The following is a 24,525-nucleotide window of genomic DNA, read 5'->3' as shown; positions in this document are numbered from 1 at the left end:
GTAACCCCTGGGAAGCTGGGATTACCGGGGCTGAGGTGATTGCCGGTGAACTGCTAGCGTCCGGCCTCGCGCGTGGCGCGCGTGCGCGCAACCGGGTACTCGCCGGGCGCCACGTGGGCGCGCTGCAAGCGCAGGAGCATGTCGTGGTCAGGGGTGCGACTCACCGATCGCCTCGAGTAACGCGATCAGGAACTCGACGCCGCACGCTCGGCCAACCGCGAACTCATCGCGAGCTTGAACCGAAGTCGCTGATCAGCGCCGCTCCGCGGTCACGTCGTGATCGCGGAGCGGAAGATCCTCGTCTCGATCCCCGCCTCCTGCGCCAGTTTCGCCGTGTTACTCGCACCCGCCGAGTTGCCTCGGATGAACGCGAGGCACACGTCCGCGCCAGCCTTCACTATCTCCTCATTGCGCACGAACCCAGCGCGCCGGCCATAACGGTCCCAGTCCGCTGGATGACGCTCGATCTTCCCGCCCCAATGGGCCCAGCACGCCTCGCAGAGCGCGTCAGCGCCGTTCGGGCACGCGCCCGACACCAGAACCGAGTCCGGGTTCCACACCTCGGCTAGCGCCGCACGGATCATCGCTCGATCGGCCCACGTCCGAGAGCCCGTGATCAAAATGCGCAGCCCCATCCCCCATAACCTCCAGATTCGTTGCTGTCGAAGAACTTCGTCGCTCAGGCCCTGATGGCGGGTCAAACGCGGCCGCACCGACCGCCCACGCCTTGCACAACACCTGTAGTGATCACTAAGCTTCTGGGTCGAGGCGCTGAGCTGCGAAGACTCTGACGCAGAGCCTCATGTCACGCTGCGATCCCTTGAGAAGCCGCGATCCAGTCCGACCTGGCGTGCAGCACCTGGGCGCTGAACCGGTCGCCGAGGGTGCCCACGTACCCGGCGAACTCGAAGAGGCCACGGGCGGGCCTCAAGTTCGCCGTTCATCCGCAGGTACAGGTAGTTGATGTAGGCGTTGGCGAAGCTCTGCAGCGTGGTTTCGGAGAAGTGCTGCCGGGCACCGGCGGGGAACGTGGCGGTCGACCCGGTGACGGCCTTGTAGATCTAGGGCAGCACGGCGTCGGTGGTGGCCAGGATCATCCAGGCCGATTCGACGTCGCGGTCACCGGCGGAGTCGGGGACTTCGTTGAGGCGACGGAGGTTCACGCGCCCGGCCGGGGTGTCGAGCACCCAGACGCCGATGTTGCGCAGGTGCGGGAACCGGCGGTCCGGCTCGCCGAACCGCTCGCGTAGCGCGTGGTAGCTGGTCTGGATGTGGCCGTGGCTGGTCAGGCCGGTCACGGGTGTCGAGCTGGGCTCGGGGTCGATGGACAGGTCGGGGTGCAGAACAGCCATGACGGGTCCGTTCGGTAAGCACCGCGCGATGGCGGGTGGCAGGTGGTCGCGGCCAGATCGAGGGGCTGCTCGTGGGCGCTGCTGCGCCGGGCGGGCGAGGCGTCAGCACAGCCCGGCCGGCGGCGCCATCGCGGGTGGTCAGGAGGCGATGATCGTGTCGACGACGAGGGCGGTCGCGTTGTCGGCGCGGTCGTCGAGAACGCCGAGCTCGACAAGGGCACGGGCGCATTCCTTGGGGTTGGAGAACTCGGTCAGCGCGCACTCGATCATGTCGTCGGGAAGTGGTTTGCTCACTCCGTCGCTCACCAGCAGCAGGCGTTGGTGTCCTTTGCTGGTCACTGACGCTGTGCCGATCCCGGCCGGGTCGTTGATGGCGTTGCGCACGCTGGTCAGCACGATGTTGTCGAAACGTGCTGCGGTCAGTTCGTCGATGCCGGCATCACGCAGGCGTTGGCCCTTGGTGTGGTCGTGCGTCAACTGGCGCAGGCCGTCGGCGTCGAGGAGGTAGGCGCGGCAGTCTCCGACCCACGCGATGTCCCACGAGACGGTGCCAGGTGTCGTGGCTGGACTCATGACCGCCACCACCATGACCGTGTCCCCGAACGATCCACCTGGCTGTTCGAGATCGAGATGGTGGCTGGCTTCCAGTAGTGCCTGCATCGCGGTGCCGGTCGCGACCGCGGCGCTGATCGTGGTGCGCGCGGCGATCCGGGCGGCTTCGGCTGCTCCAGGCTTGGATCCGATGCCGTCGGCGACGGCGAATACGGCGCGACCGGTGATGTGGGAGCCGAAACGGTAGCTGTCTGCGTTACTCGACCGGGATCCGATATGAGTGGCGTGGCCAACTCGCCACCGGACCAGCGGCTGGTCGTCCGAGGAGGGGGTGCTGGCCGGCGTGGCCGCGTCATCGGTCCGTGCACTGTTCGTGGGCATGTGGGTCTCCTTCTGTGCTGTTTGTGGACTGGCCACGTGCTGCATGGGCAGTGAAAGCCCGGAGGGGCGCTCCAGGTCACGATCCATTCGCGCGAGTCGAGTGCGCCCCGCGCGGGCGGCTGCTTTGCTGCGCGCGAAGGGCGACGGGTTGGCGGCCGCGGTCCATCGGACCGCCGGCGCCGATCGCGGCGAGCTGCGCGTCGACTCGCTCCAGTTCGCAGCGAATCGACGCGGCACTGCGGTAGACGCGGGGAGTCGTCGTGCGCTTTGGCGCGGGCAGCTCCACGCAGTGGGTGTCCTCGTCACGCACGATCCATTCCAGCAGCGGCGGGAATCCGTATAGGTGCGCGCCCTGGTAAGCGGTCTGGCGGGCGAGCAGGACCTCGATGTGAGCCTCGCCGCTGATCGTGCTCGAAAGCGCCGTGCCGTCAGCAGCGTCGTAGGGAAGCCGGAAGTCAGCCACGACGGACGTCCTCTTCGGAGCATTCCGCGATCGCGGCCGTGTAGCAGAGACCGGCGGGCTGTCCGATCACGTCGAAGTGGTGGCGGTAGATGACCTTCTGGGCGTCGGTGAGGCTCAGGTAGAGCAGCCGCTGCTTGCCGGAGACGCCACGGGGGACGTTGAGGTTGGTCGGGTTTTCATCGGTGACTCCTGAAAGGCGGCACTCGCTCAGGCAACGGGATGCCGACGACTCGTCGAGGTGGTCGTGGACACCGCGGCTGGAGCACAGACGGCCCCTGACGGGTCAGGCTCGGCGCAGCCGACCGCAGCGGCGCGGCCTTGACCCCGTAAGGGGGCGTCCGTGCTCGGCTGGGCGGTGTTCGACCACCGCGATCAGGTCCAGCGTGCGCACGCACCGTCCTGTGTGCACGGCGACCTCGGAGGTGCCATTCGACCTGCGAGGGCGTCACCGAGGACTGAAGGTCGGTGCGCGGTGCAGCGCTGCGAGTCGTGCGTGTCCAGCACTGCACCGCTGCGGTTGGATCAGAAGTCGATCGAGCGTTCCCGGGCGCGGGTAAGCACGACGGAGACCACGTCGGGCAGTTCGCCGTCCTGTGCCTTGCTGGCATCGCTCCGCAAGTCGATGACCTCGAAGGCTCCGGCCGGGAGAAGGTGGCCCTCGTTGGTCGACACTGCATCACGCATGCGGAACCGCACGCTCACGCCGATCTCGTAGTCGTTGATCGTCTGCACGACGCCGCGGTCGAAAAGGTCGATGGCGCCGGTGAGGACGTCCGTGTCGCCGTCCTTCCAGCTGATGCGGGCCTTCACCAAGGAACTGCCGCGTTCGTTGCGCTTGATGTTGAGGTCGCCGATCACCGAGGCGAAGAGTTCTCCTCGCCGCAGCTCAAAAGCGATCGCTCGCAGGTGGTCGAAGTTCAGGTCGTACTTCCGGGAGAATTCGACGACTTCTTCGACCTGGGCATCGCCGATCGCAGGAACCTGGTCGCGTAGATAGGTGGCAACCGTCTCAGGCTCCGGGTAGGCAAACCGCATGTGATAGTGGAAGCGGCCGGGGCGGTTGAGCATGAATTCGTTGACGTGACTGAGGTTATTGACCGACAGGACGTAGAGTCGCTTGGTCACGCTGAGTCCGTCGAAGAGGCTGAGGAACTGGTTCTGAGCCTCGTCCTCGCCGTTGCTGCCGAAGACCTTCTCGAATTCGTCGAAAACGACGACTACCTCGCCAAGATTCTCCAAAAAAGACGCCAGACCGGGGGTCGAGTGCTGGACGAGAACCGTGGGCAGTTCCAGCTGCTCGCGTGCTTTCTCGGCGAGCATCCGGAGCATGAGCGACTTGCCCATGCCCTTGTCACCGGACAGGATCACGCCCAGGGACCGGTCCATGTCCTTGTAGGCGCGCACGATGCGGTCCACTCGCTCTACGTGGGAGCCGTAGACGGTTTCCTCACCGGGGGCGAGCGGGGCGACCTGGCGGAGGCTGTAGCCGGTCATCTTGGAGAAGCCGATGGCGTAGGTGGCCACCGGCAGCCGGTCGAAGGTCTGTACGGAATTGTCGTACAGACGGAACTGGCCGCCGGAGGCAACGATGGTAGAAGCAGGCATAGTCGCTCGCTTTCGCAGGAAGTGACAACAATTTGCTGTGCAGTGACATCACCGCGCGGTCCGTTTCCGCGTCGGCGAAAACGTCGCCGGGGACGACCGTGGAGGTTGGTGATCTGTGACGGATATCAGCCGGCGCGGGCCCGAAGGGGCGGCGGGGTTCCGGCCCACGCTTTTCGGGCCGGTTCATCGCCGCGAACCTGCGCCGGTCTGATCGGCCTCGCGCAGATCACCAGCCCTCGGCTGAACCCGGACGGCCGGCCGACTACCGCAGGGCGGCCGTGCTGGACGCCGATGGCCTGGTGGTCCGGCCGGTCAGCGGAAGCGGCGAGGCTCTGGGATGTGGGACTTCCGGGACAGCTCAGGGCCCGTGGAAATTCCTCCAGGCTCTGGCGACCGCATTCGCGGAGCAAGGCCGCGGCTGGGACAGCGCGGAGACCTACCGGACCAACGGCCGGACGCTCCGGCTGCTGTTCAACGTCGCGACGGCGTCTGAGCCACCGGTCACGTCGGTCGCAGAGATCACCATTACGTGGTGGACCCGGTGGGCCGGGGACGTCCACACGCGACGGGTGCTGTCCGCCATCATCCGCCGGGCTCCCGGATTGCCGGAGGCCACCTGGGTGTTCCTCGAGCGGCCGCGACGCCGTCCGCTGGCTCGGCGTGGAACGCGCCGCAAGCGGGCGCACACCTGGGAGGAGCTGAAGGTGATCCGGGACGCGGCCGCCGCGACGGTGCGCGCTGGCCGCCGACGGATCGCCGCGAACACCGCGGTGCTGCAGCAGTGGTGCGCCAGCTAGATCCCTGCCGACGATCCAGAATGGACGACGGGCGAGCTGCTGGACGTCTGGGTGCACCGAGGAACGACAGGAGACCTGATGGCCATGGGCAATCTCGTCGCCATCCCATCTACGCCGAGCTGGACGAGTCCGTGCGTACGGCCCTGCGGCGCACTCTGGACGGCGACGGTGGCAAGGCCGTCCAGGTCCGGATCATCGTCCCCGCTGACCGGGTAGGGCTCGGGGCGCCGCCTACACGGCCTACCACCGCAAGGTGCAGACCGTCTACTCAGCCTGCCGAGGCGTCGATGGACCTGGCGATCGGGGCTGCGATCCACAGCGGTGATGCCGGGCTGACCGTCGAACTCGCTCGCGCGTTCGACGGCACCACGCTGACGGCCTGCGTGCAGCTGCTGTTCTCCGAGGCCCTGGCGGTCAACGGCTTCCCGCCCGACCGGGTCGAGGCGCTGAGGGAGATACTGGGCCCGCCATCTCAGCCGCCACGGATGGCGAGGCCGGACCTCAAATTCCCCTGCCGCTGAGCCGGAACGATGTGAGGATCGTCCGATGTGGATCGGCACCTCACGGCTTTGCGTGCCAGTGGCAGGTAGTCACGCCGACGGCGGCGACCGGTGATCATGTGCGTTTCGGCGGTGACGTCGTGTGAGGTCAGGGAGTAGAAAGCCAGCAGGAGTTACAGAACATCAACTCGCCGTTCTGCTGCTAGCCCGCCGTGAACTCGTCCTCGACGTCGTGGAGCAGCACCTCGGAGTATCCGAGGCGCACCGCCAACTCCCCACCGACTCTCCGCCCCGCACCGGCGGCGTTACCGCCTGCTCGCGTAGCAGCTGCTCGCGCAACGACGTCCCCTCCGCGGCGAGCCGCCGGCGCAACGACGGTGCCGACACCCCGAGCCGCCACGGCTTCCAGCTCGATCCCCCTTGCTTGAGCAAGCCGCCGCACATGGCCCGCCGTGTCCGCGCCGGTGGTCTTGGCGGTGAATTTCGGCGTTGTAGCGGTCGAGCATGTTCGTGATGGTGCTCGGGCCGCCGACCGACCGCAGGTCAACGCTGTAGGCGCCAGCGGCCGCAGCGTCGCTGACCGCGCTCATGTCGGCGATGGCTGCGCCGAGGGTTGACCGGTCGAGGTAGACGGGGATCGGGGCGAGCCCCCAGTGCCGTCGGTATCCAGCAGCAGCCGCAGTTCGGGGCGACCGGTGTTGGCGTTGCTTTCCAAGTGCACGTAGATCCCGCGCGGCCGGAACACGTCGTCGGGGGTGTCGAGGTCCGCGAGTTTCGGCGGCAGCGTGAGGTAGCAGCACCACTCGGGCAGTCGCCTGGTCCAGTTCTTCAACCGGTCGTCCCCACTTGTTTCGCCTGCATGGGATCAGACGGCCGGATCGTCGTCGGTCGGCATCGGCCGCTCCAGCGACTTCCGCCAGAGCTGTACGATCTGCCGCTGCCCGCGGGCCCGGCCCACCATGTCGAGCCCGAACCCGATCGCGACGCCACCCAGCAAGGTGAGAACATGGCGCAACAGCACGGGCTCGCCGAGAAGCCCAGACGTCGTAAAGACAACCAACACGAAGCCGATTGCCGCCAGGACCTGGTGTCCGGCGACGGCCACGTGCTTGCTGGCCACCAGGTCCTCGGCCGCACGGCAGCCCGCCTCGACGCTGTGTTCGCGCCACTTCTGTTCGTCGTAGCTGGTCACGGAAAGCCTCCTAGCTGCCGAGGCGTGTAGCCCACCTGCGCATTTCATGCCGAGCGCCCATCCTTGCCCGCCACTTCCGCTGAGATTCCACCGCCTATCGGCTGCGGCGCGAGGCGGCCCCGCCAGCGCCGCCGTCCTCGTCACTTCCGGCGAGCACCCGCCACGTACGCCGCCACATCGGCCGAAGAGCCACCAGATCCGGAGCGAAGCGACAGATCCGCTAGACCACGCCCGTGACCAGGGTCGACGAATACCATATCCGCTCGAGCGGCGACGCCATGATCGACCGCGGCAGCGGCCGTCGGCGTCGAGGGAATCTGGGGTGCCCTGCCGGAGGTGTCACTCCGACAGGGCACCGTCGGGGCGTCGACGGTGTCGCGGTCACTCCTCGGTGCCGAGGGGGACCGTCCCGCCGCCCCCGCCGTGGGCTGTGGCAACCCAAGAGCGCGTCGTCGTCGTACGACCCGTTGAGCGAATGGTTCCGCACGGCGTGCGGGGGACCCTTCCGATCAATCATGATCATTCGAGTCGTCGGCGTTCCTGGCGGGCATCGTCACCCTCCGTCAGCTAAGCGCCGGTTCCGGTGCGCCGAGGCCGGAACGTCAGCACCACGGCGCCGCTGCAGTCGGTGGGGTCCCCGGTGTTCACGGACGGGTCGTTCTCGGGCGCGCGCATGATCTCGGGTGGCGGGGTGGCCCGGCGCCGGTCGTCTGCGGCCCGGTCTGGTTCGCGGGCCGCGTTGGCTTCGGCGTCGGAAAGCGCGCCAGCCAGGCCGTACGAGGGGTTGTTGTCGAGCAGGTTTCGGCTGGCCAGGTAGATCAAGGTTGTCCGGGGGTCGGCGTGCCCCAGGAAGTCCATGATCTCCAGCAGGCCCTTCTTCTGATCGAGGAGCAGGTGGGCCGCGGAGTGCCGCAGGGTGTGCGGGGTGATGCGGTCGACTTCCGACAAGCCGGCGCCCGTCGCCGTCTCCTTGACGAGGTTGCGGATGTCGCGGGAGGTCAGCGCCGTGCCGGTGATGGTGACGAACAGCATCCCGGCCAGCTGGTCGACATCGACGCCCTCGCGCGCGGCGCGCGCTGTCTGGTAGGCGAACAGGCTCCGCATACTCCAGGGCGGTACGACGGCGAGCTTCTCCTTGCCGCCCTTGTTGCGGTACCGCAGGACCTGGTGGCCTCCGGTGCTGAACAGGTCACCGCCGGGCCCGCATGTCGCGTGCAGGACCGCTCCCGTCCGCACACCGGTGACCAGCATCAGCTCGATGACCGCCAGCCGACGCAGCGCCGCCTCCGTGCCGAGCCGTTCGGCCTCGGTGACGGCGTAGTGCAGCAGCCGCCCGATCTCCTCGCTGGTCAGGACCTTGGGATCGCGCCCTTCTCGTTCGGGCCGCGCGACGAGCTTGGCCGGGTTGACCTCGCACGCCTGATTGTTGATCAAGTACTGGTACCAGGCGGAGACAGCGGCGAGCCGGTTGCGCACGGTCTGCGGGGTGTCGCTATCGAGCCAGTCCGTGCGCCACTCGTCCACGTCGAGCAGCCGCGCGGACATCGGGTCGATCCGGTACCAGTCGCAGTACGACAGCCACTCCCCCAGCCCGCGCCAGTACGAGCGGCGGGTGTTGTGCGTCTTGAGCTGCCTCAGGAAAACCCTGGTCAGCGCGCGCAGCCCGTACCGATCACCGGTGTCGGGCGGCAGGGCGGGCAGCCCGGCGACGAGCTCGGCGAGCACGTCGGTCAGCTCCGCTGGACTGGGTTCCTTCGTGGGCATCGCCGGCACCGCGCGCGGAACCGGCAGAGGCAGTGCGGCGGTCACGAGCGGGCCTCCTCAACCTCGTGGGGTAGGGGCGTCGAGTGTTCGAATGCCAGCACCGTGTGCGGGCCCTGTTCGCGATGGCAGTTGCCGCACAGATCCTCGTCGACGAACACCGGCACTGCGGCGTCACCGCGGCCGTCGCGGTTGTGGCGGGCCGCGTACCCGCACAGCGTGGCCACCGGCGCGGCCAGCACCTCGCCCAGCTCCGACCAGGCCAGCACCTCGACGGCCGCGCGGGGATCGGCCGGCCAGCGCACGTGCACCGTGCCGGTCTGGCGATGACGCAGAAACCGCTGCTGGACTGCGGGGCCCTCGGCGGCCGCGCTGTCTAGCAGCGCACGCAGCGCTGCACCGCTGGCACCCGCCCGGCACCTGGCCACGCCCCCGGCGAGGGTCGCGGCGACCAGCGTGGTCATCGTCGTGCGGCCGCGGCGGGCAGTGCCGTGGCGTCGCCCCGCGCGAGTGCGCGCAGACGCTTGGTCGAGATCGAGCGCCAGTTGAGCCGATCGGCCTGGCGTAGGGCTTCGGCGAGCAGATCGGTGCGGATGTTGCCCTCGTCGAACCGGCGGTGCAGGAACGCGGCCCGCGCCGCCAATCGGTAGAACGACAAGCGCGCCTGCTCCGCCGACTCCGGCAGGGCGTCGTCAACGAGTTCGTCCCAGGTCGAGGACCTCACCACCCGCCTCGAGCGCGCCGAAGCCACCGCCGCGGCGGACCGGGCCGGCCGCGACCGCTACGCGGACGAACTGCACACCCTGCGCGAGGACCTGATGCTCCAACTCGCGCTGGGACCCGACGCCGCTCCCCTGGCCGGCCGGATCGCCGCGGCGCTGGGCGCCGGCGCCCGCCGGATGGCCCGCGACACCGACGCCGAGGCGGACTCCGGGCCGGACGCCGGAACCGAGCCGGGCACGAGCGGTGAGTCCCGGTGAGCGCGCTCTGGCAGGCGGCCAAGCGCGGCGGCGGTAACCCCGCGGACGGACGGCGGAACACCAGCTGGGAGCAGTGCACCGAGGACGGTTGCACCGGGCGCATCCTGCGCAACAACATCTACGAGGACGGGCCCGAGCTCTGCTTCGCCCACGCCAACGACACGCAGCGCGCTGCCGCCTTGACAATCATGACGCTGCACAAGTGCGTCGACGTGCGCGGCACCGTCCTCACCGAGCAGCACGTCCAGGAAATCCTCGGGGTCTCCGCGACGAAGTTCTACTTCCGCGGCTGTACCTTCACCGGAGACGGACCATTTCCCGGAACCGCGCTGACGATGGAAAACGCCGCGCCCCAGCGAGGTCAGGTCACTCCAGCCACCGTGCTGGACTTCGGGGAGGCCACGTTTCAGGGTGGCGCCGACTTCCGGTCAGTCGTGTTCCCCGGCCGGGTCTTCTTCGACGACGCCACGTTCGGCGGGCCACTGTTCCTGAACGGCGCGCACTTCCAAGAACAGGCCTGGTTCCTGCGTGCCACCCTGACCGAGGGCCACTTCACCGAGACGACCTTCGACCGGTTCGCGGGATTCCATCATGTCCGGGCAACGGCGAGCCTGGGCTTCACCGGGTCGGTGTTCTCCGGCCGCACCGACTTCGATGACATCAGCGCGCCGGCCATCGACTTCACCGACGCCACCTTCGCCAAGCGCGCGGAGATGCTTCTCAGCGGGGCGAGCCTGTTCACCGGCACGCACTTCGACGGTGGGCTCGACCTCCGGCTGTCGGCGAAAGACGGCACTGCCTCGGTCCGTCGCACCCACTTCGGTGCCTCATCGACCATCACCACCGCAGCACTCGGGAAAGACCGGCTGTCGGGTCTCTTCGATACCGCCCGAGTGGTGTCGTTGCAGGAAACCGATGTCGAGAAGCTCAGCCTCGTCAGCGTCGACCTGGGCGACTGCCTGTTCTCCGGCGCGCTGAATCTTGACAAGATCTCGCTCAGCGGGCGGATCGACTTTGCACGATTCCCCAAGGGCTGGCGGGAAGCCCGCTGGTTCGAGCACCGCAAGTTCCGGACATCCCCAGGCCCTCCGAGCCGGCGCAGCCTTATTCGGGAGGACCTGTTCTGGCGCGTCAGAGCATCGGCGGCCTACTACGAGCTGACTGGTGACGAGGCGGGGGGCCGCAAACTGTGGCTGGCGGCGGGCTTGCCGCCGACGCACCCATCACCAGTGGCGGTCCAGGTACCCGACGGCCCGCACCTGGCCTCGCTGTACCGGTCACTGCGCAAGGCCCTCGAAGACGCGAAGAACGAGCCGGGCGCCGGTGACTTCTACTACGGCGAGATGGAAGTCCGTCGCCTCATCAGTCCTTTGTGGAGCACCGACGGACTGCTGTTGACGCTCTACTGGGCGTTGTCGGGCTACGGCCAACGGGCGAGCCGAGCACTCACCGCCCTCGCGCTGTTGCTGGGCACGCTCACCGTCCTGCTGACCGGGTACGGGCTGGCCGACACCGCGCCGCCGGCCAAGCGCATCACCGAGGCCACGCGCACCGCTACTCCCCCAGCACCGCAGGTGATCACGATCGACATCACCGGCCCGCGCGTGACCGCGACCCTCCCCGCACCTGCTGCTACCCCGCCGGTCGCACTCGACGTCACCGCCGTCGCGCCGACACTGCCGCCGCCTGACCAGCGGTGGACCGCGGCCCGCGTCCAGCGCGCGGTCCGCACCCTGGTCACCTCCCTCGTTCCCCTCGGCACCGATCAGCGCCTCACCACGCTGGGCGGCTACCTCGTCCTGGTCGGCCGCGTCCTCGGCGCCGTCCTGCTCGGACTGGCCGTGCTCGCCATTCGCGCCCGCGTCAAACGCTGATAGCGACACCTGCCGCAGCAACGTCCCGGTCCGGGCATGCTGTGACCGTGACCCCACCGCGCCACAACCTCCCCGCGTCACAACCCCACCGTGCCGCCGCTCGACGAGCTGTCCGGATACCGCGTCCGGACGCTCGACGACACAGCCTGCCGGTCAACCCGATCGTGATTGGCGAGAAGGACGGGGACGTGTGGGTCGTCAACGGCCCGCACCGAACGTGCGCGATGCGCGACGCCGGCGTCACCGGTGTTCTCGTGGCCGACTCCCCACGTGTCGGCACGACCATAGGGCGGCAGCACACCGGGAAGCACTGAACAGCATGGTCACCCGCAGGCAGGAGACGAATGTCCGCGTGCTGCCGTGCGTGCTGGAGGCGCTCGGCCGGATCGCCCTTGCCCAGGGCATGTCGCGGGACGAGGCAGTGCGGCAGGTACTCGCCGAGCACATCGCAGCACAGGAGGCCCGCGAGCCCGAGGACCGCCTCACACACATCGCGACCGTGCTGCGTCACCCGCAACCCGCTCGACGTGGCAAGCCACGAGTGGACCGGCCGCTGCGGCTGCGACTGCCCGAGGGCCTGGCCGACCGCGCACGTGCGGTCTCCCTGCACCTGCCCGGCCAGTACCCGCGGGCGCACAAGGACTATGTGTCGAGGCTGCTGACCGACGCGGTGACGACCGCGATCGCGGTGCGCGAACCGTTCACCGACTCCGTCCTCGACGGTCTGCTGCCGGTGCTGCGGCACAAGGCGGCCCTGGCGTTGTGGCAGCTGGCGATCGCCGTGACCATCACCCGCCCGGAGCTCGCGATCCAGGACAGCGCCGAGGACATCCGCGCTCGCATCGGCGGGACGCTGAGCCCGCCGGAAAAGCGTCTGCTGCTCATCGCCGAGCAGCTCGACGAGCACGTCTCCTGGCACGCCTCGTTCCGCTTCGCGGCCGCCGCCAACCTCGCCCGCACGCTGCTGTCCGGAAACGACGCGACGGCCAACGAGACCATGCTGTACAAGCAGGAAGAGGACTGGAACGAGCTGCGATTGGACCTGCGCCACGACGAGCACCGCGGCCGCTGGCTCAAGGGCGTCGCCGTGTGGAACGCCGACGGCCGCGGCTCGACTGCGGTATGGCGGGCCGGCCGCAAGGTCGATCTGCAGGACTTCACCGACTGGCTCCTGGCACTCGACGGCCACACCCCCGCAGACCAGGTGATGTTCGCCCCCGGCTGGGTCGTGCACGCACCCGCCGGATGGGCCACGCACATCGTCCCGCGCGGGCACACCCTGCCGGAGCAGTTCGCTCGCTGGGCCGAACAGAACCGCGTCATCGTGTGGTCCGTCGACGGCAGGCAGGTCGTGTGGCCGGTACGTCCGGGACACCCGGAGCCCGTGCCGGGGTTCGAGCCAGTTGCCGCCGTCGCCCGCACCTTGCAGCCGTCGGAGATCGTCGAACTCATCGAGGCGGTCCTCATCGAGTGGGGAACGCATCCCACCGGCACCGGCACCGACGCCGGCATCTGGCGTGACGAGGACGAGGGGCCCGACCCCTACGATGCACAGGTCGACGCTGAGCACGAGACGCCGAACTTGTGGTTGCCGGTCGACAAGGCGTTCGAGTTCGGATTCATCGACGCCGAGCAGCGCAGCACGGCGATGAGCGCCGCGCGCGCGTACACCCGGAAGCTGACCCACTGGCGAGACAACGTGGACCCCGTCGTGGCCAAGCCCGAGGCCACCCTCGACCCGCAGTTCCGCCTATTCGTCACTCGCCGACGCGACTCGCGTACGGCCAAACCCATGTGGCTGTGGCCTCGGGCCTCGGTGGCACGCGAGGTGTTCGCGGGTACCTCGAGCACCGTCATCGGCTGGCTCAGCGAACGCGCCCTGTGGATGGCCCGGTGGACCGTGCACGGCACGATGGAGCAGGCGTGGCACGACGGCTTCGACCACTACTCCAAGGCCTTCTGGAGGCCCGAAGGCCTGCCCGACGATCCCTTCGTGTGACACCCACCAATACAGACGGGCCCTTATCGTATTCGAACCTTGGTTACGCACGAAGTACCCATAACCAAGGGAGAAACCCGTGTCCGACAAGGACAACACCCCGCAGAACCCGCTTCCCCGCGTGCCGGGCTGGTGGAGGTACGCCTGGCCGAAGATCAAGCTCCCGGTACAGCTGATCGCGGGGCAGCTCATCGGTTGGCTGATCCGCAAGTGCCTCGGCGAGTAGGTCGGGCCGCGCGGTAGGCCCCCTTGGACAGCGGACCGCTGTCCAAGGGGCCGCCGCTTGGATGAAAACGGGATCTTGCGAACGGACCGGACTGGCCGGGCGGCCTGCGCGGTTCGCCCGGCCCGAACAGGTCGTTCAGGTTGACCATCATGGCGTTCATCGCGCACTGCCTGGACCACCGGAGCCGTCGCCGCCGCCCAGCGCGTGGATCGCATTCGCGATCCGGCGCCACACACCGCCATCGCCACGCCGCGGGATCAACGCCGACACGATCGTCGTCGTGATCACGGTCGCCAACCACGGGGGTAGAGCTGCCACGGCGATCAGCGCGAACGCGAACCCGAACCCGCTCACGACCGTCACGATCACCACGACCGCCAACGGCCACGTCATCACCGGCGCCGACTCCGGCTCCGGCTTCGCGAGCTTCTTAGCCTTCCCCATGGTCGGTCCCCGTCCTCTCCGGCGAGCTCTTACTTCATGGATCTATGCGCGGATCACGACCACGATGACGGCGACAGCACGGACAACCAGGGAAATTCGCTATCGCGAACACTTTCGGGGCGGCCGTCATCAGCACGCCCAGTTCGACATAGACCCAGTACAAGAGCCCCCGCACAGAAGGCGCACGGCCATGCCGACTCGCACGTCCCACACACTCCCTGCTACCCCACCATCAGGAGCACCGAGATGAGCGAGAACCCCACGGGGCCCGGTGAGGAGGGCAGTGCTCCGGATCCCCATGGCGCACAAGACACAGGCCAGGCACGACGCAGCAGGCCTGATGAAGCGGTGCACGGGGGTGACCAGGCCCCGGAGCAGTGCAGGGAACCGGAGGACAGCAGCGAGGTCGCAACGGTGCCCGGCGAGCTGGTGCCGGAGATGCCGGAAGGCAACGACGCTACACCGGTCGCGCTCCCGCTCGCCCACGCCGACCTGCTCGCCGCCGACGCCGAGCTGTGTGCGCGGTTCCGCGCCACCGATTGCCGCTCTCCGGAGTTCCGCGACTGGGCGCGAGAGCTCATGGTGTCCACGAAGAAGCTGTTGATCGCCTTGTGCAAGCGCGGTCTCATCTTCAAGAGGACGAAAGAGACCCGTTTTCCGAAGTCCGGTAGCTTCCAAGGCTGGGACCCCACCGAGCTGGACAGCCTCATCCACGCGGTCCAAGCGGAGGCCTTCATGTTGCTCCGCGACCGAGGAATCCGTGACGGGATCTGGGATCCCGCCAAGGGAGCGACGCTGCGCGGCTACTTCCTGACAGGCTGCGTACTGGTGTTCGCAGGCAGGTGGAAGTCCTGGGCTCAGCACCACGAACACTGGTCGCAGCTGGAGATGCACGACGACGTCCTTATCTACGCCGACATCGCGGTCGAGGACTCCACCGGCTACGAGTTCGACGCCCAGGCGGTGGTGGGGATGTTGGGAGGAAAGTTGTCGAACGAGCAGATCGACCTTCTGGCCGGTGTAGCGGAGGGCTACACCAACATCGAGATGGCCGAGATCTTCGGCACGACGCCGAGAGCTATCGCCGCTCGGCTGTACCGCGCAAGAAACTCCGCGAAACCCCTGATCGGCCAGCACTACCCGACTCTCGCGGCACCGGACATGACCGAGAACACGAACGACATCGAGCGAGAGGAGCGGTAGCCATGTCCGCATCCAGCAGCGACCGTGACAACCTCGCCGAGATGGATTTCGACGAGCTGGTGGCCCGCTCCTCCGTCAACGCCGGCGCCGCCGCGTCCTACCGCGCGCGCGCACTCGAGAAGGACTACGCGGACGCCGACGCCGTCCTCGACCTGGTCGCCGAACTGGACCAGGCCGACGCGATCGAGCAGGACGTTCACCGCCAGGCAACCCCACCCACACCGACGGGCGAGGGCCCGCTCGGCCCGAAGACGATCGACAAAGCAGCGGAGGGGGACCGTCACGCCATCGAGACCGTTCTCAGCAACCTCATGCCGCTGGTCGTGAGATACTGCCGCGCGCGGCTGGGGCATTACCCGAAAGCCGCGGACGACGTCGCGCATGAAGCCGTCCTGGCCGTGCTGACCGCCCTGCCAAATTACCGCGATCAGGGACGCCCGTTCCTCGCGTTCGTCTACGGCATCGCTGCACACAAGATCGCCGACGCACAACGAGCGCTAGGCCGTGACCATGCGGAGATGCTCGACCATGCGGTGCCGGCCGACGCACCGGAGGAGTTCACTCTGCAAAAGGAGCTGAACGCCAGGTTCACCCGGCTGCTGGACGGCCTGACAGACAAGCAGCGCGAGGTCATCCTGCTGCGCGTCGCGGTCGGCCTGAGTGCCGAAGAGGTCGCTGAAGCCGTCGGATCAACACCAGGCGCGGTTCGAGTCGCGCTGCACCGCGCCGTGACCCGACTGCACAGCTTGGAGATCGCAACAGAGACTTCGGCCGCGTCGCAGAGAACCGACGAACTCGATGTCGAAGCCAAACCTCCTACAACCCGTCCACGGCGTCGTGCGGCCAAGCGCAGCGCGGGTACCCCCGCTCCGGCCGACGCATCCGCCCCGGTCGCCGCTGTAGGGATGCCAGAGCAGCCCGAGGTCCAGTTGCCCGCCCCGGTGGTCACCACCACCCGCAGGCGCTGCGCCGAGGCACAGCCCGCAGGATCACCGGTCCAGGAGGACTGTGACCGGTTCTCAGAGTAACGAGCTCACATTGGCCGCGGCCGGTCTGCGGCACGAACACGAACGAGGCCCGCCCCGGCAACTCTGCAACGGGCCTCTGGTCAACATCGGGCGTGGTAGTAATGCGTAAGTCGGTGCGGTGAGAAGGGTGTTCAGGTCTGTCGTCACAAACGGATCTTGAACACCCTTCGTCCGTCTCCGGCTACCGCCCCGACTTACGCATTACTCGTCTGGCCCTGCAGCGAGCGCCCCGACTGCACTGGTAGGTCGTCGCCGCGATCGTGGACCGATGCGAGGCCGACCGGGTCGGGGGTCACTCGGTGAAGTAGATGGTGATGTTCTGGACGGAGTTGACCACGATGTGCGAGATGCCCCCGATGCCCAGCCGGGGGCCGTGGTCGCGGATGAGCCAGGTCGCCGACGCGCCGTTCTCGGTGCCCAGCCACGCGTAGAACAGGTCGCGTCGGCTCGCGGCCAGGTCCCGGCCGGGGAAGTGCACGGTGACCTTGTCGTCGGAGTCGCCGACCGTCAGGGTGCTGCCCGTCAGGTGGTCCTTGCCGAGCACGCGGATGGTGGCGGCCATCACCACGTTCCCGGTGGGGGATTCGGCAGCGAGCCAAGGCGATGATCGGACAGTCGCCGTACATCACGATCGACGACTTCGGCGACACCATGACGACGAGCGAGTTCGCGCGGGCCTACGGGGTGGTGCGGACCCGGATCAGTCAGCTACGCGGGCAGAACCTGCTTCCACCCACAACCGAGGGCTCCTCTCCGGGACAGGCACAGTGGGACACCGGCGAGGTGTTCCGGTTCTTGGCGCAGCAGCGCCGTGACGAGAACAATCCCGCGTTGCGGCTCTCGCTCCTACGGCCTCGGGCAGGAGTCACCTGGTCGTGTTCCCGGGGCCAGATCATCACCGTGGACACGCCGCGCGACAGCTGGTCGCCGGCGTCGGGCCCGGTGTCAGTCCATGCCACGACCTACACGGCGAACGCGCTCATCACCGGCTGCACCGCGGCCGTGCACCTGCTCGTCGTCCTGGGCCCGCACAGCCCGCTCACACTGGAGGCCTCCGTCCGCGGCCCGGAGCGAGACGGCTCCGTCCTCGAACTCGTTCTTTCCCAGCTGCATCCGGACAGGTTCTGGGCCGATCACCACAACAGCGGACCGGGGCAGCGCGTGGCGGTCGTGGTTCCGCAGACGTGGCCGAGCGAGGAAGGCCTGCGCCAGCCCTACCCAAGGCAGGGGCCGAGCGCGTTCGTCCTCGACGTGTTCCGGGGCGAAGGCGTGGACGCCGAAACGCTGGCGCGCCGGCCGTTGTTCGATGTCACTGATGTCGCAGCCACACTGGGACATCAGCTGCCGTGGTGGCCGCAGGGCCACCTGACCGCCGACATCGTCACAGCGTGGGAGCCGGGCACCGAACCGGTGACCGTCACAGTGCCGCCCTACGCGGCACAGCAGTACGACATTCTGCGCTGGACCGAACGCGCGGCCGCCGGCTTCGGAGACGACGCAGACGACGTCCGGTCTCTGGGCAGGCAACTGTGGCAGACCCGCACCAGCGGGCCACGCGACTACATGAGCGCGGCCCAGCCCGATGCACCCGAGGGGTGGATCAAGGCCGTCCGCTGGAAACTCGACGCCGTCGACCACGACTGGCTGGCGCGCACGAACATGATGTCCGGCGCGGACGCGGTGCTCGACAGCCCCGCGACGCCGCGGCACATCGCGCAATCGATCGTCTCCTACTGCGGCGACCCGGCGGTGTTCTCCCCGGTACTCCTCCGGCTTGATGGCCTTCCCGAGCAGCTCCAGCAGGCCATCACGGATTCCGTGGACACCGAGCCCATCCCGGCTGAGGCCTCATGGAGACTGTTCTCCCTGCAACAGGTACTCGCCGAAGCAGGCGCGACGACCGCCGTGAAGGGCGCACGCTGGCGAATGCGGCCCGCTCCCACCGAGAACCGCCCGCCTGCCCGACGCGAGCCCGACGTGCTGTTCGCCTACGACGCCGACGGGAACCACTGGGCCGCGCTGCACCCGCCACGCGAGGTGCCAAGCGAGCTCGGTACCGCCGAGGACATCCTCGCTCGGGGCGTTCATCTGTGGGTCATCCCTGCGGAGCAGGACAGAACGGCGTACCTTCTCACGACCGACGAGGGGATCCTGATCCCACTGCCCGCCGAGCCACGCGACGCCAGAAACGCCGCGTACTGGCTAACCCGCGTCGCCCTCGGTCAGCCCTCGCACTACGGCCCAGCGGGCCCGTTGCGGCTGGACCATCCACTGCCCGACCTGCTGGGCCACACGGCGGCAACCAAGATCGCGGCCCCGATCCCCTGGTCGACCGTCGTCGACCTCGCCACCCGATTCAAGGACCTGCGATTCGGCACGTAGGACCTCCCGAAACGGACCAGCGCACAAACACCGCCTGGCGAGCCGAACCGCTGGAGACGTCAACGCCAGGCCTGACCGTGACCGATGCGGGGTGCCACTATCCCCTGGAGACGCAGCTGTCTCAGGTGCTGCGTGCGATTTCGGCGCGGGCGATGATCTCGTGCACCTCGACGCGCAGGTGGTATTCGGCCAGGTCCTCGCAGTCGATCCACCAGCGGGCATCGGGGTGTGCCTTGATGGCCTGGTCAAATGCCGCGTTGTTGGCGGCCTCCTCAGCAGCCGCCTCTGGATGCTCAGCGACGTGAGCGGCCATTTCGGCACGGGATTTGTCGATCTCCACGAGCGCCTTGGCGCGGATGCCCTCAGCCCACGCGATCTGTTCGGGACTGCCGACAAGGCGCGGAAGATCTGAGGTGGCCATGGTCTCAAAACTACAAGCCCACCGTGCGTAGACAAAGGTGGGCTTGTGACGGCCAGCCCAGAGCGCCGCACGGCGCACACCACACTGGCCGTCCCTGGCCGGCGATGTGTGGTGTGCGCCGTCGGACAAGCCGGCCAAACCGGTGAACCGCCTCCATCGCCTGGACGTCGCGCCGGAGATCACGGGTGCGAGCTACACGCGCGGAACACAACATGGCTGGGAATGCTGCGCAAGACCAGCCTCTGGATCGCAACCTGGCTACCCGCGTGCGGCACAGCGCCAGCATCGACCAGTTGCGCGGCCCGCTCGAGCGACACTCGGTGGACACGCAGGTCCGCCTCGTCTCCGTCCAAGGTGACCGGTGTCTCCGGCTCGATCAGTCCGCTCGCAAGGAATAGATGATCGATGTGATTGCTGAAGCTGTCCGCGCTGTGCACCGCGCCCAGAGAGGCCCACTTGTCCGCACGGAGACCGGTCTCGGCCAACAGTTCCCGTGCTGCGGCGGCCTGCGGCGAACCGGCGTCAACGGGGTCGATACCGCCGCTGGGCAACCGCAACTGGGGCTCGCCGTGCGTGTAGATCCACTGCCGGGTCAGCACAACCCGCCCGGCCGCGTCCAGCGCGAGTACGACAGCAGCACCCGGTGACACAACGTGGTGATACTGAGCGGGCTGGCCATCAGGCCGCACCGCCTCGTCGCGGCGGACCGCGAAGTACGGCTCTGCCCGGTGCACGACGGTGCTCGACTGGGTCCGCCATGCGGCCGCAGGGGTGATCTTGTTCGTCATGATTGTCATGTCTCCGCTGGTGGATAGCGTTGCAGGGCGCCAGCGCGACGCTCGGCAACGACGAGAACCGAGAAGCCCTTGCCGGCGACCCGGCAGGTAGTGCGACATCCGGCAGAGCGGCTCCGCCCGTGAGGCGGTGCGCCCCCACTCGTCGAGACCCTGGCGCACCGGGAGGCCGGGCGCGACGCCGGTGTCAAACAGCGCAGCATCCCTGCACGATTTCTCCAGGGACCTGCGGCCGGTGAACGCCGGCCCTCCTGGGCAACACGTCTGGCGACCGGCTGGCCAAGCTACGGCAGCAATGCGAAGGCGGTCGCCATCATGATCATGACCATCGCAAAGACGGAAACGATGCGCAACCGCTCGTCATCGTTGATATGGGAGCCGGATGCCGCGGAGGGTCGTTTCACCACGTGTAGTCCTCCTGATCGAGAAAGCAGCTTGACAATCTGCGTGCCCAGACCGGCCGCAACCTGCGTGTGTCCAGTCCTGGCCACAGCTGACGCACAGCGTCGACCGCGGCTCGCCAGCGTTCCTGCACTTGATCGGCCGGGACGTGCTCGTCCCAGCGCAGGAGGGTTTCCTCGGGGCAGCGGGCGAGCGCGATCCGGGCCAGCGCCACAAGTTCGGCCGAGGACGCGGTCACCGTGCGACTTGCCCTGGAGTGCGTAGCTATCGCGCACGCGCGAAGCCCGGCACCGGCGGCATCGGTGGTGCCGGCGGCCTCAGCTGTCGCACGTGCAGCCTCGGGGAGCACTGTCGTTGTGCGCACACGATTCCTTTCACGCGAGTCAAGCGGCGGCAGGAGCAGGGTCGGGCTCGTCTTCACGACGCCGGTGGCGTCCAGGCTCACGCGGGTGCCCGGCCCTCGGCAGCACCCGGTTGTCGCCCACGGCCGCGTCCGGCGGAGTCCAGCCGCTGGGACAATCGCGGGCGGAGTCAGAGCCGCCATGGCGCGCGGGCGGCTGCGTCGCCGAGCTCGACGGCCGCTCAATTCGCCGCCGGTCGCAGTTGAGCATCGCCGTCGCGTGCCGTGCGCCGGCAATGTCGATATCAAGCGGCTCGGCCGAGAGCCCAGTGGTACTCGCGATTGGCGCTTGCTGCTCTGCATGCTGGAGACAATCGTGTACGCGCAGTCGCCGGCAGCAGCCCACGATCCCCGCCACGATGAGGATGCACACCAAAACGGCCACGCTGGAGATGGTGAGCACCGAGCTCCACAGCCCTTCGGGTCGTAGGCGGGAAATGAGACTTGCCGTGCCAGTGCAATCAGCATCGCCGCCGTCCTTTCGTGGGAATGGCAGGAGCGGTTCCGGCGACCGCGAGCCGCCCTGTCCGCGCCACGACCAACTGCGCACTCACGAGTTGGTGCCAGCAAGCCACACTGAGGCAAATTCAAAGCCGATGGAGCCCCCTGGACATTTCGTTATCACCGATAGGATTCGTGATCGGCCGGAGCGATCGGCTTGACCGATCGCCGCTACCTGGCAACCCGTCGACGCGCTACCGTGGGCTGATGAACGCGCAGTCAGACAGGGGCGCCGCGCAGATCAGTCTCGATCCGCAGTTCTGGGAGCCGCGCGAGATGCGCGAAGCCCTGGCCAAGCACGATCTGCAGTTTGTCTACCGCGCGCTGGCGCGCACCGGCTGGTCGCAGAAGGAAATCGCCAGACGAACCGGCCAGAACCAGTCCGAGATCTCAGATATCGTGAACGGGCGGCTGGTGCAGTCCTACGGCGTGCTGTCCCGTGTCGCCGACGGATTGGGTATCCCCCGCGGCTACATGGGACTTGCGTACGACCCGGCCGCAATCCGCGCCCTTGCCGTTGATCCGCTTCCAGTGGAGGACGACCAGATGCGACGACGGAGGTTTCTCGGCTTCGTGAGCACACTCGTCGTGGGCGGTGCAGCCGTAGCCTCACCGCAGGAACTGGGGCTACTGACCAGCGGAACGCACCCTGGGCCAGTGCCCCGCAAGGTCGGCCAGAGCGACATCGCCGGGTTGATCAACCTCACGAGGACCTTCCGTGCTCATGACGCAGAATACGGAGGCGGCTCCTGCACGGACGCCGTCCGAGCGCACGTGCACTGGGCCGACATGCTGCTCAATGCCTCATACTCTGACGATTTGCGCCGTCCACTCCACATCGCGGTAGCGGATCTGAAGACGCTCGCAGGATGGACGGCTCACGATCTGGGACACGAGGCCGAAGCGAAGGCTCTGCTGGCAGACGCACTGAAGAACTCGGTGGAAGCCGAAGACAGCCTCCACACCGCAATCGTGCTGTACCACCTCGGACGAGTTCCGTTGGACAACGGCCGGCCACAGGAGGCGCTCAAGTTCTTCCAGTTGGGACAGATCGCCGCGCAAGACTCACGATCCAGCGCGGCCCTGGCACTGATGCAATCCAGTGCCGCGCTGGCGCACGCGGAACTGGGCGACGCACGGCAAGCGATCGCAGATCTGCGCCGTGCTGAACACGAGTTCTCCTACATCGAGCCGGAAGAGTCTCGCCCGCAGCTGGCCTTCTTCGATCGCGCGGCGCTGGAGACCACCGCCGCCCGCACGCTCACAGCCCTTGGCCGCGCGCACGCGACACACCGCGGGGAGGCCATCGGCCGCCTGCAAAGCGCCCTGGCCAAGACGCCCTCCACACGCACACGTCAGCACGCGTTCAATCTGGCGTCCCTGGCCACGTGCACCCTCGCCGGCGGTGACGTCGACACCGCCGTCGATCTCGGGCGGCAGGCACTTGCGATGTCACGCGGGGTGAATTCAAAGCGGATCGTCGACATGGGTCTCACGCCGCTGCGCGCCGCGCTGGACCGCTGTTCCCCCCACGGAGAAGCACGTGAGTTGAGCGCGCAGATCAACCGTGTCGTCCATCCTAAATGATCTTTGACCTCCACCCGGATGACGGGCCGCCGCCCCGCCTGCTGCACCGCCGGGTGTCGACCAGCATGGCGACAATGCGCGAGACCAACCCGTCTTGCCGTGAAGACCTTGCCGGATCCTCTCGGCTGGTCGAGGCGTTCACCGTGCTGTAGCGCCACCGGTGACCCGATCGTCTAATTAGGAGGGTGGTTCCTGACATCGGCACCAACAAATCGTTCACCCGCACGATCGTCGTGACGGGTCCGGGCGGGCTGATGCGCTCAGCGAGCATCTCGCTGCGACACGGAAGCAGGCGTCGCCCGGTTCCCACAGGCAGCTCTACCTGAGTCACATCGGGCCGACTGCTCGTCGTGGACAGAACCCGGGATCAGGACCGAACCGGCAGGATCAGCTCGGTTCATCCGGTGCAGCCGCGCGGAGGCGGGTTCACGGCCAGAGTCGTGCCAGCGGATCGGCCAGCGCGTGAGTCCAGCGTGCAGAGACGCTGGTCTCGCATCAGCTGACCGCCGGCAACGCTCAGACGATCTGCTCAAGGTCGACCACGACGGCGGTTGCGGAGCTCGACTTCGGGATGCCGGTGGAGAGCATGATCAGCGTGCGAGCGCGGCCAACACTGCCGCGAGAACGAAACCGCGCTCAGCGTCAGCACGACTCAACAACGGTGCGCAACCGAACCGCTTGAGCTTGCCGCCATGACGCCGAGCTCGGAGGCGGTGACTTTGAGGCGCTCCACGCCGTCCCGTGCGCGTAGCGCGAGGCTGCCGAGGGTCGCTGCGTTGAGGTGCACCAGTGGGCGCGGGTTCGCTTCGCCGACAAGTTCGAGCATGGCAGCAAGGCCTGGATCATGGGGCGCCCTGCGGTACTGCGACAACAACGCGAGCGTTTCCTCGCGCCAGCGGCGCGGTGTGGCTCGCTCAATCAGCTGCCTGATGGGGACCCACGTCTTGTCGGTCTGATCCAAGTCGACGCCAAGGTCGACGAAAGTCGTGATCGTTTCGGAAAGCGCCGTCAGAAGTGCGCGCGACTGGCTGCCGGTCCTGCGCACCAGTCCGGCGACAACCTGGGTGTCGCACTCGGCGTAGGCAACGCCGAGGCTGCACGCCAGTTCACGCATCGCAGTTTTGCCGCGATCCACCGGACTGAGGAACCAGTCTTGGTCGATCGTGTGAGGCTGCACCATGCGGTGCAGTCTGCCAGGCGTCTAACCCGCCGTGTTCAATTCCTGTGCCGGCCCGCGGCTTGTGGGAGTCCACAGGACACCACCGAGCCGCGATGCCGGCGTCACGATGTGACAGGAACGTCTGGTCAGGCCGTGTCCGGCAGACCGTGGCTCTCGTGGTCGCGGCGCAGCTCGGTCAGCGGTAGCGGGCGCACCACGCGATCGCGCTGTTCCTTGAGGATCGCGGTCGTGCAAGGGCGCGCGAGCTCCAGCGGGCCGATCTCGGGCGTATCTGCTCACAGCTCATGTCATCGAGCAGATGTGATCGGAGATCACGGCGCGCCAACGAAGGGATGTGTCGTGGCGTGGTTTGGTGGTCAGGCCCCAGTACTTATCGTGTGGAGGCGGGGATCAATTTTAGTCAACACTGAAGTTATAGATGAAACTATCGTTCATGTTGGATACAGACGGAAGCGTTGGTTACAGCACTAGGCGCGGGGCGAATTCGGCCAACGTCGGGAG

Annotated in this window: 27 protein-coding genes and 1 pseudogene; 10 read left to right on the top strand and 18 right to left on the bottom strand. The window is 67.8% G+C overall.

What is annotated here, in order from left to right:
- Nucleotides 1–269: 269 nt before the first annotated feature.
- The 6 genes from ADL03_RS15615 to ADL03_RS15595 all read right to left on the bottom strand — a co-directional run bounded on the left by ADL03_RS15615 (nucleotide 270) and on the right by ADL03_RS15595 (nucleotide 4,353).
- Nucleotides 270–635 carry a DUF2493 domain-containing protein gene (locus tag ADL03_RS15615; protein ID WP_053734177.1) on the bottom strand — a complete coding sequence of 122 codons (366 nt, stop codon included), beginning with the start codon at nucleotides 633–635 and terminating at the stop codon, nucleotides 270–272.
- Nucleotides 636–805: 170 nt separating this feature from the next.
- On the bottom strand, nucleotides 806–931 hold the full coding sequence (locus ADL03_RS50230) for a hypothetical protein (RefSeq protein WP_255353368.1): 126 nt from the start codon (nucleotides 929–931) through the stop codon (nucleotides 806–808).
- Nucleotides 932–1,061: 130 nt separating this feature from the next.
- A complete protein-coding gene (locus tag ADL03_RS15610) occupies nucleotides 1,062–1,352 on the bottom strand; it encodes a hypothetical protein (RefSeq protein ID WP_053734176.1) in 291 nt (96 codons plus the stop codon).
- Nucleotides 1,353–1,490: 138 nt separating this feature from the next.
- A complete protein-coding gene (locus ADL03_RS15605) occupies nucleotides 1,491–2,372 on the bottom strand; it encodes a PP2C family serine/threonine-protein phosphatase (protein ID WP_082373182.1) in 882 nt (293 codons plus the stop codon).
- Complete coding sequence (locus ADL03_RS48420) at nucleotides 2,362–2,748, bottom strand: hypothetical protein (protein WP_053734174.1); 387 nt, start codon at nucleotides 2,746–2,748, stop codon at nucleotides 2,362–2,364. Before ADL03_RS48420 ends, ADL03_RS15605 begins: the two co-directional genes overlap by 11 nt.
- Before the next feature lie 522 nt (nucleotides 2,749–3,270).
- Entirely contained in the window at nucleotides 3,271–4,353 is a 1,083-nt protein-coding gene (locus ADL03_RS15595) for an AAA family ATPase (RefSeq protein WP_053734173.1), read from the bottom strand.
- Nucleotides 4,354–4,631: 278 nt separating this feature from the next.
- Between ADL03_RS15595 and ADL03_RS15590 the strand changes: the two genes are divergently transcribed.
- Nucleotides 4,632–5,150, top strand: a complete 519-nt coding sequence (locus ADL03_RS15590) for a hypothetical protein (protein ID WP_053734172.1) — start codon at nucleotides 4,632–4,634, stop codon at nucleotides 5,148–5,150.
- A 287-nt stretch (nucleotides 5,151–5,437) separates the two neighbouring features.
- Nucleotides 5,438–5,671: a hypothetical protein gene (locus tag ADL03_RS15585; protein WP_053734171.1), complete on the top strand. Its 234-nt coding sequence runs from the start codon at nucleotides 5,438–5,440 to the stop codon at nucleotides 5,669–5,671.
- A 565-nt stretch (nucleotides 5,672–6,236) separates the two neighbouring features.
- On the opposite strand, the gene ADL03_RS47025 is transcribed toward ADL03_RS15585, so the two are convergent.
- From ADL03_RS47025 to ADL03_RS15565, 5 genes are all read right to left on the bottom strand, one after another.
- Nucleotides 6,237–6,482 (bottom strand): hypothetical protein, encoded by a 246-nt coding sequence (locus ADL03_RS47025; protein WP_157528727.1) that lies wholly within the window; start codon nucleotides 6,480–6,482, stop codon nucleotides 6,237–6,239.
- 33 nt (nucleotides 6,483–6,515) lie between these two features.
- The gene (locus ADL03_RS15580) at nucleotides 6,516–6,842 is read right to left on the bottom strand and encodes a hypothetical protein (protein WP_053734170.1); all 327 of its coding nucleotides are present in this window, start codon (nucleotides 6,840–6,842) and stop codon (nucleotides 6,516–6,518) included.
- A 567-nt stretch (nucleotides 6,843–7,409) separates the two neighbouring features.
- A complete protein-coding gene (locus ADL03_RS15575; RefSeq protein ID WP_053734169.1) occupies nucleotides 7,410–8,651 on the bottom strand; it encodes a tyrosine-type recombinase/integrase in 1,242 nt (413 codons plus the stop codon).
- The gene (locus ADL03_RS15570) at nucleotides 8,648–9,067 is read right to left on the bottom strand and encodes a hypothetical protein (protein ID WP_053734168.1); all 420 of its coding nucleotides are present in this window, start codon (nucleotides 9,065–9,067) and stop codon (nucleotides 8,648–8,650) included. The genes ADL03_RS15575 and ADL03_RS15570 overlap by 4 nt, the downstream gene beginning before the upstream one ends.
- Nucleotides 9,064–9,327 (bottom strand): hypothetical protein, encoded by a 264-nt coding sequence (locus ADL03_RS15565; RefSeq protein WP_157528725.1) that lies wholly within the window; start codon nucleotides 9,325–9,327, stop codon nucleotides 9,064–9,066. Before ADL03_RS15565 ends, ADL03_RS15570 begins: the two co-directional genes overlap by 4 nt.
- A 94-nt stretch (nucleotides 9,328–9,421) precedes the next feature.
- On the opposite strand from ADL03_RS15565, the gene ADL03_RS47020 reads away from it, so the two are divergent.
- The 4 genes from ADL03_RS47020 to ADL03_RS47015 all read left to right on the top strand — a co-directional run bounded on the left by ADL03_RS47020 (nucleotide 9,422) and on the right by ADL03_RS47015 (nucleotide 13,682).
- Complete coding sequence (locus tag ADL03_RS47020; protein WP_157528723.1) at nucleotides 9,422–9,583, top strand: hypothetical protein; 162 nt, start codon at nucleotides 9,422–9,424, stop codon at nucleotides 9,581–9,583.
- Nucleotides 9,580–11,457, top strand: a complete 1,878-nt coding sequence (locus tag ADL03_RS15560; RefSeq protein ID WP_053734166.1) for a pentapeptide repeat-containing protein — start codon at nucleotides 9,580–9,582, stop codon at nucleotides 11,455–11,457. Before ADL03_RS47020 ends, ADL03_RS15560 begins: the two co-directional genes overlap by 4 nt.
- Before the next feature lie 319 nt (nucleotides 11,458–11,776).
- The gene (locus ADL03_RS15555; RefSeq protein ID WP_053734165.1) at nucleotides 11,777–13,456 is read left to right on the top strand and encodes a hypothetical protein; all 1,680 of its coding nucleotides are present in this window, start codon (nucleotides 11,777–11,779) and stop codon (nucleotides 13,454–13,456) included.
- Between the two features lie 79 nt (nucleotides 13,457–13,535).
- The gene (locus ADL03_RS47015) at nucleotides 13,536–13,682 is read left to right on the top strand and encodes a hypothetical protein (protein ID WP_157528721.1); all 147 of its coding nucleotides are present in this window, start codon (nucleotides 13,536–13,538) and stop codon (nucleotides 13,680–13,682) included.
- A gap of 156 nt (nucleotides 13,683–13,838) precedes the next feature.
- Here the strand turns inward: ADL03_RS47015 and ADL03_RS15550 are convergent, their stop codons facing one another.
- Entirely contained in the window at nucleotides 13,839–14,126 is a 288-nt protein-coding gene (locus tag ADL03_RS15550) for a hypothetical protein (protein ID WP_053734164.1), read from the bottom strand.
- Between the two features lie 246 nt (nucleotides 14,127–14,372).
- Between ADL03_RS15550 and ADL03_RS15545 the strand changes: the two genes are divergently transcribed.
- Complete coding sequence (locus ADL03_RS15545) at nucleotides 14,373–15,329, top strand: hypothetical protein (protein WP_157528719.1); 957 nt, start codon at nucleotides 14,373–14,375, stop codon at nucleotides 15,327–15,329.
- 254 nt (nucleotides 15,330–15,583) lie between these two features.
- Nucleotides 15,584–16,090: pseudogene (gene shbA / locus ADL03_RS49625) on the top strand (RNA polymerase sigma factor ShbA); the annotation flags it as partial.
- 559 nt (nucleotides 16,091–16,649) lie between these two features.
- Here the strand turns inward: shbA and ADL03_RS15535 are convergent.
- Nucleotides 16,650–16,919, bottom strand: coding sequence for a hypothetical protein (locus ADL03_RS15535; protein ID WP_053734162.1), 270 nt, complete (start codon nucleotides 16,917–16,919; stop codon nucleotides 16,650–16,652).
- A gap of 89 nt (nucleotides 16,920–17,008) precedes the next feature.
- Between ADL03_RS15535 and ADL03_RS15530 the strand changes: the two genes are divergently transcribed.
- Entirely contained in the window at nucleotides 17,009–18,739 is a 1,731-nt protein-coding gene (locus ADL03_RS15530; protein ID WP_157528717.1) for a hypothetical protein, read from the top strand.
- A 121-nt stretch (nucleotides 18,740–18,860) separates the two neighbouring features.
- Here the strand turns inward: ADL03_RS15530 and ADL03_RS15525 are convergent, their stop codons facing one another.
- The 4 genes from ADL03_RS15525 to ADL03_RS47010 all read right to left on the bottom strand — a co-directional run bounded on the left by ADL03_RS15525 (nucleotide 18,861) and on the right by ADL03_RS47010 (nucleotide 20,801).
- On the bottom strand, nucleotides 18,861–19,160 hold the full coding sequence (locus ADL03_RS15525; protein ID WP_053734160.1) for a hypothetical protein: 300 nt from the start codon (nucleotides 19,158–19,160) through the stop codon (nucleotides 18,861–18,863).
- A gap of 179 nt (nucleotides 19,161–19,339) precedes the next feature.
- Nucleotides 19,340–19,948: an NUDIX domain-containing protein gene (locus ADL03_RS15520; RefSeq protein WP_197288366.1), complete on the bottom strand. Its 609-nt coding sequence runs from the start codon at nucleotides 19,946–19,948 to the stop codon at nucleotides 19,340–19,342.
- Nucleotides 19,949–20,238: 290 nt separating this feature from the next.
- Nucleotides 20,239–20,361 carry a hypothetical protein gene (locus ADL03_RS50225; protein WP_255353367.1) on the bottom strand — a complete coding sequence of 41 codons (123 nt, stop codon included), beginning with the start codon at nucleotides 20,359–20,361 and terminating at the stop codon, nucleotides 20,239–20,241.
- Complete coding sequence (locus ADL03_RS47010) at nucleotides 20,355–20,801, bottom strand: hypothetical protein (protein WP_157528715.1); 447 nt, start codon at nucleotides 20,799–20,801, stop codon at nucleotides 20,355–20,357. Before ADL03_RS47010 ends, ADL03_RS50225 begins: the two co-directional genes overlap by 7 nt.
- Nucleotides 20,802–21,464: 663 nt before the next feature.
- Here ADL03_RS47010 and ADL03_RS15510 point away from each other — a divergent pair.
- Nucleotides 21,465–22,844, top strand: a complete 1,380-nt coding sequence (locus ADL03_RS15510) for a helix-turn-helix transcriptional regulator (protein ID WP_053734157.1) — start codon at nucleotides 21,465–21,467, stop codon at nucleotides 22,842–22,844.
- A gap of 652 nt (nucleotides 22,845–23,496) precedes the next feature.
- On the opposite strand, the gene ADL03_RS15505 is transcribed toward ADL03_RS15510, so the two are convergent.
- Nucleotides 23,497–24,024, bottom strand: a complete 528-nt coding sequence (locus ADL03_RS15505) for a hypothetical protein (RefSeq protein ID WP_053734156.1) — start codon at nucleotides 24,022–24,024, stop codon at nucleotides 23,497–23,499.
- Nucleotides 24,025–24,525 lie beyond the last annotated feature (501 nt).

The sequence above is a fragment of the Nocardia sp. NRRL S-836 genome (genome assembly GCF_001279525.1).
GTDB lineage: Bacteria > Actinomycetota > Actinomycetes > Mycobacteriales > Pseudonocardiaceae > Lentzea.
The sequence above is the reverse complement of the archived record's forward strand: the minus strand, read 5'-3'. Positions and strand labels throughout refer to the sequence as shown.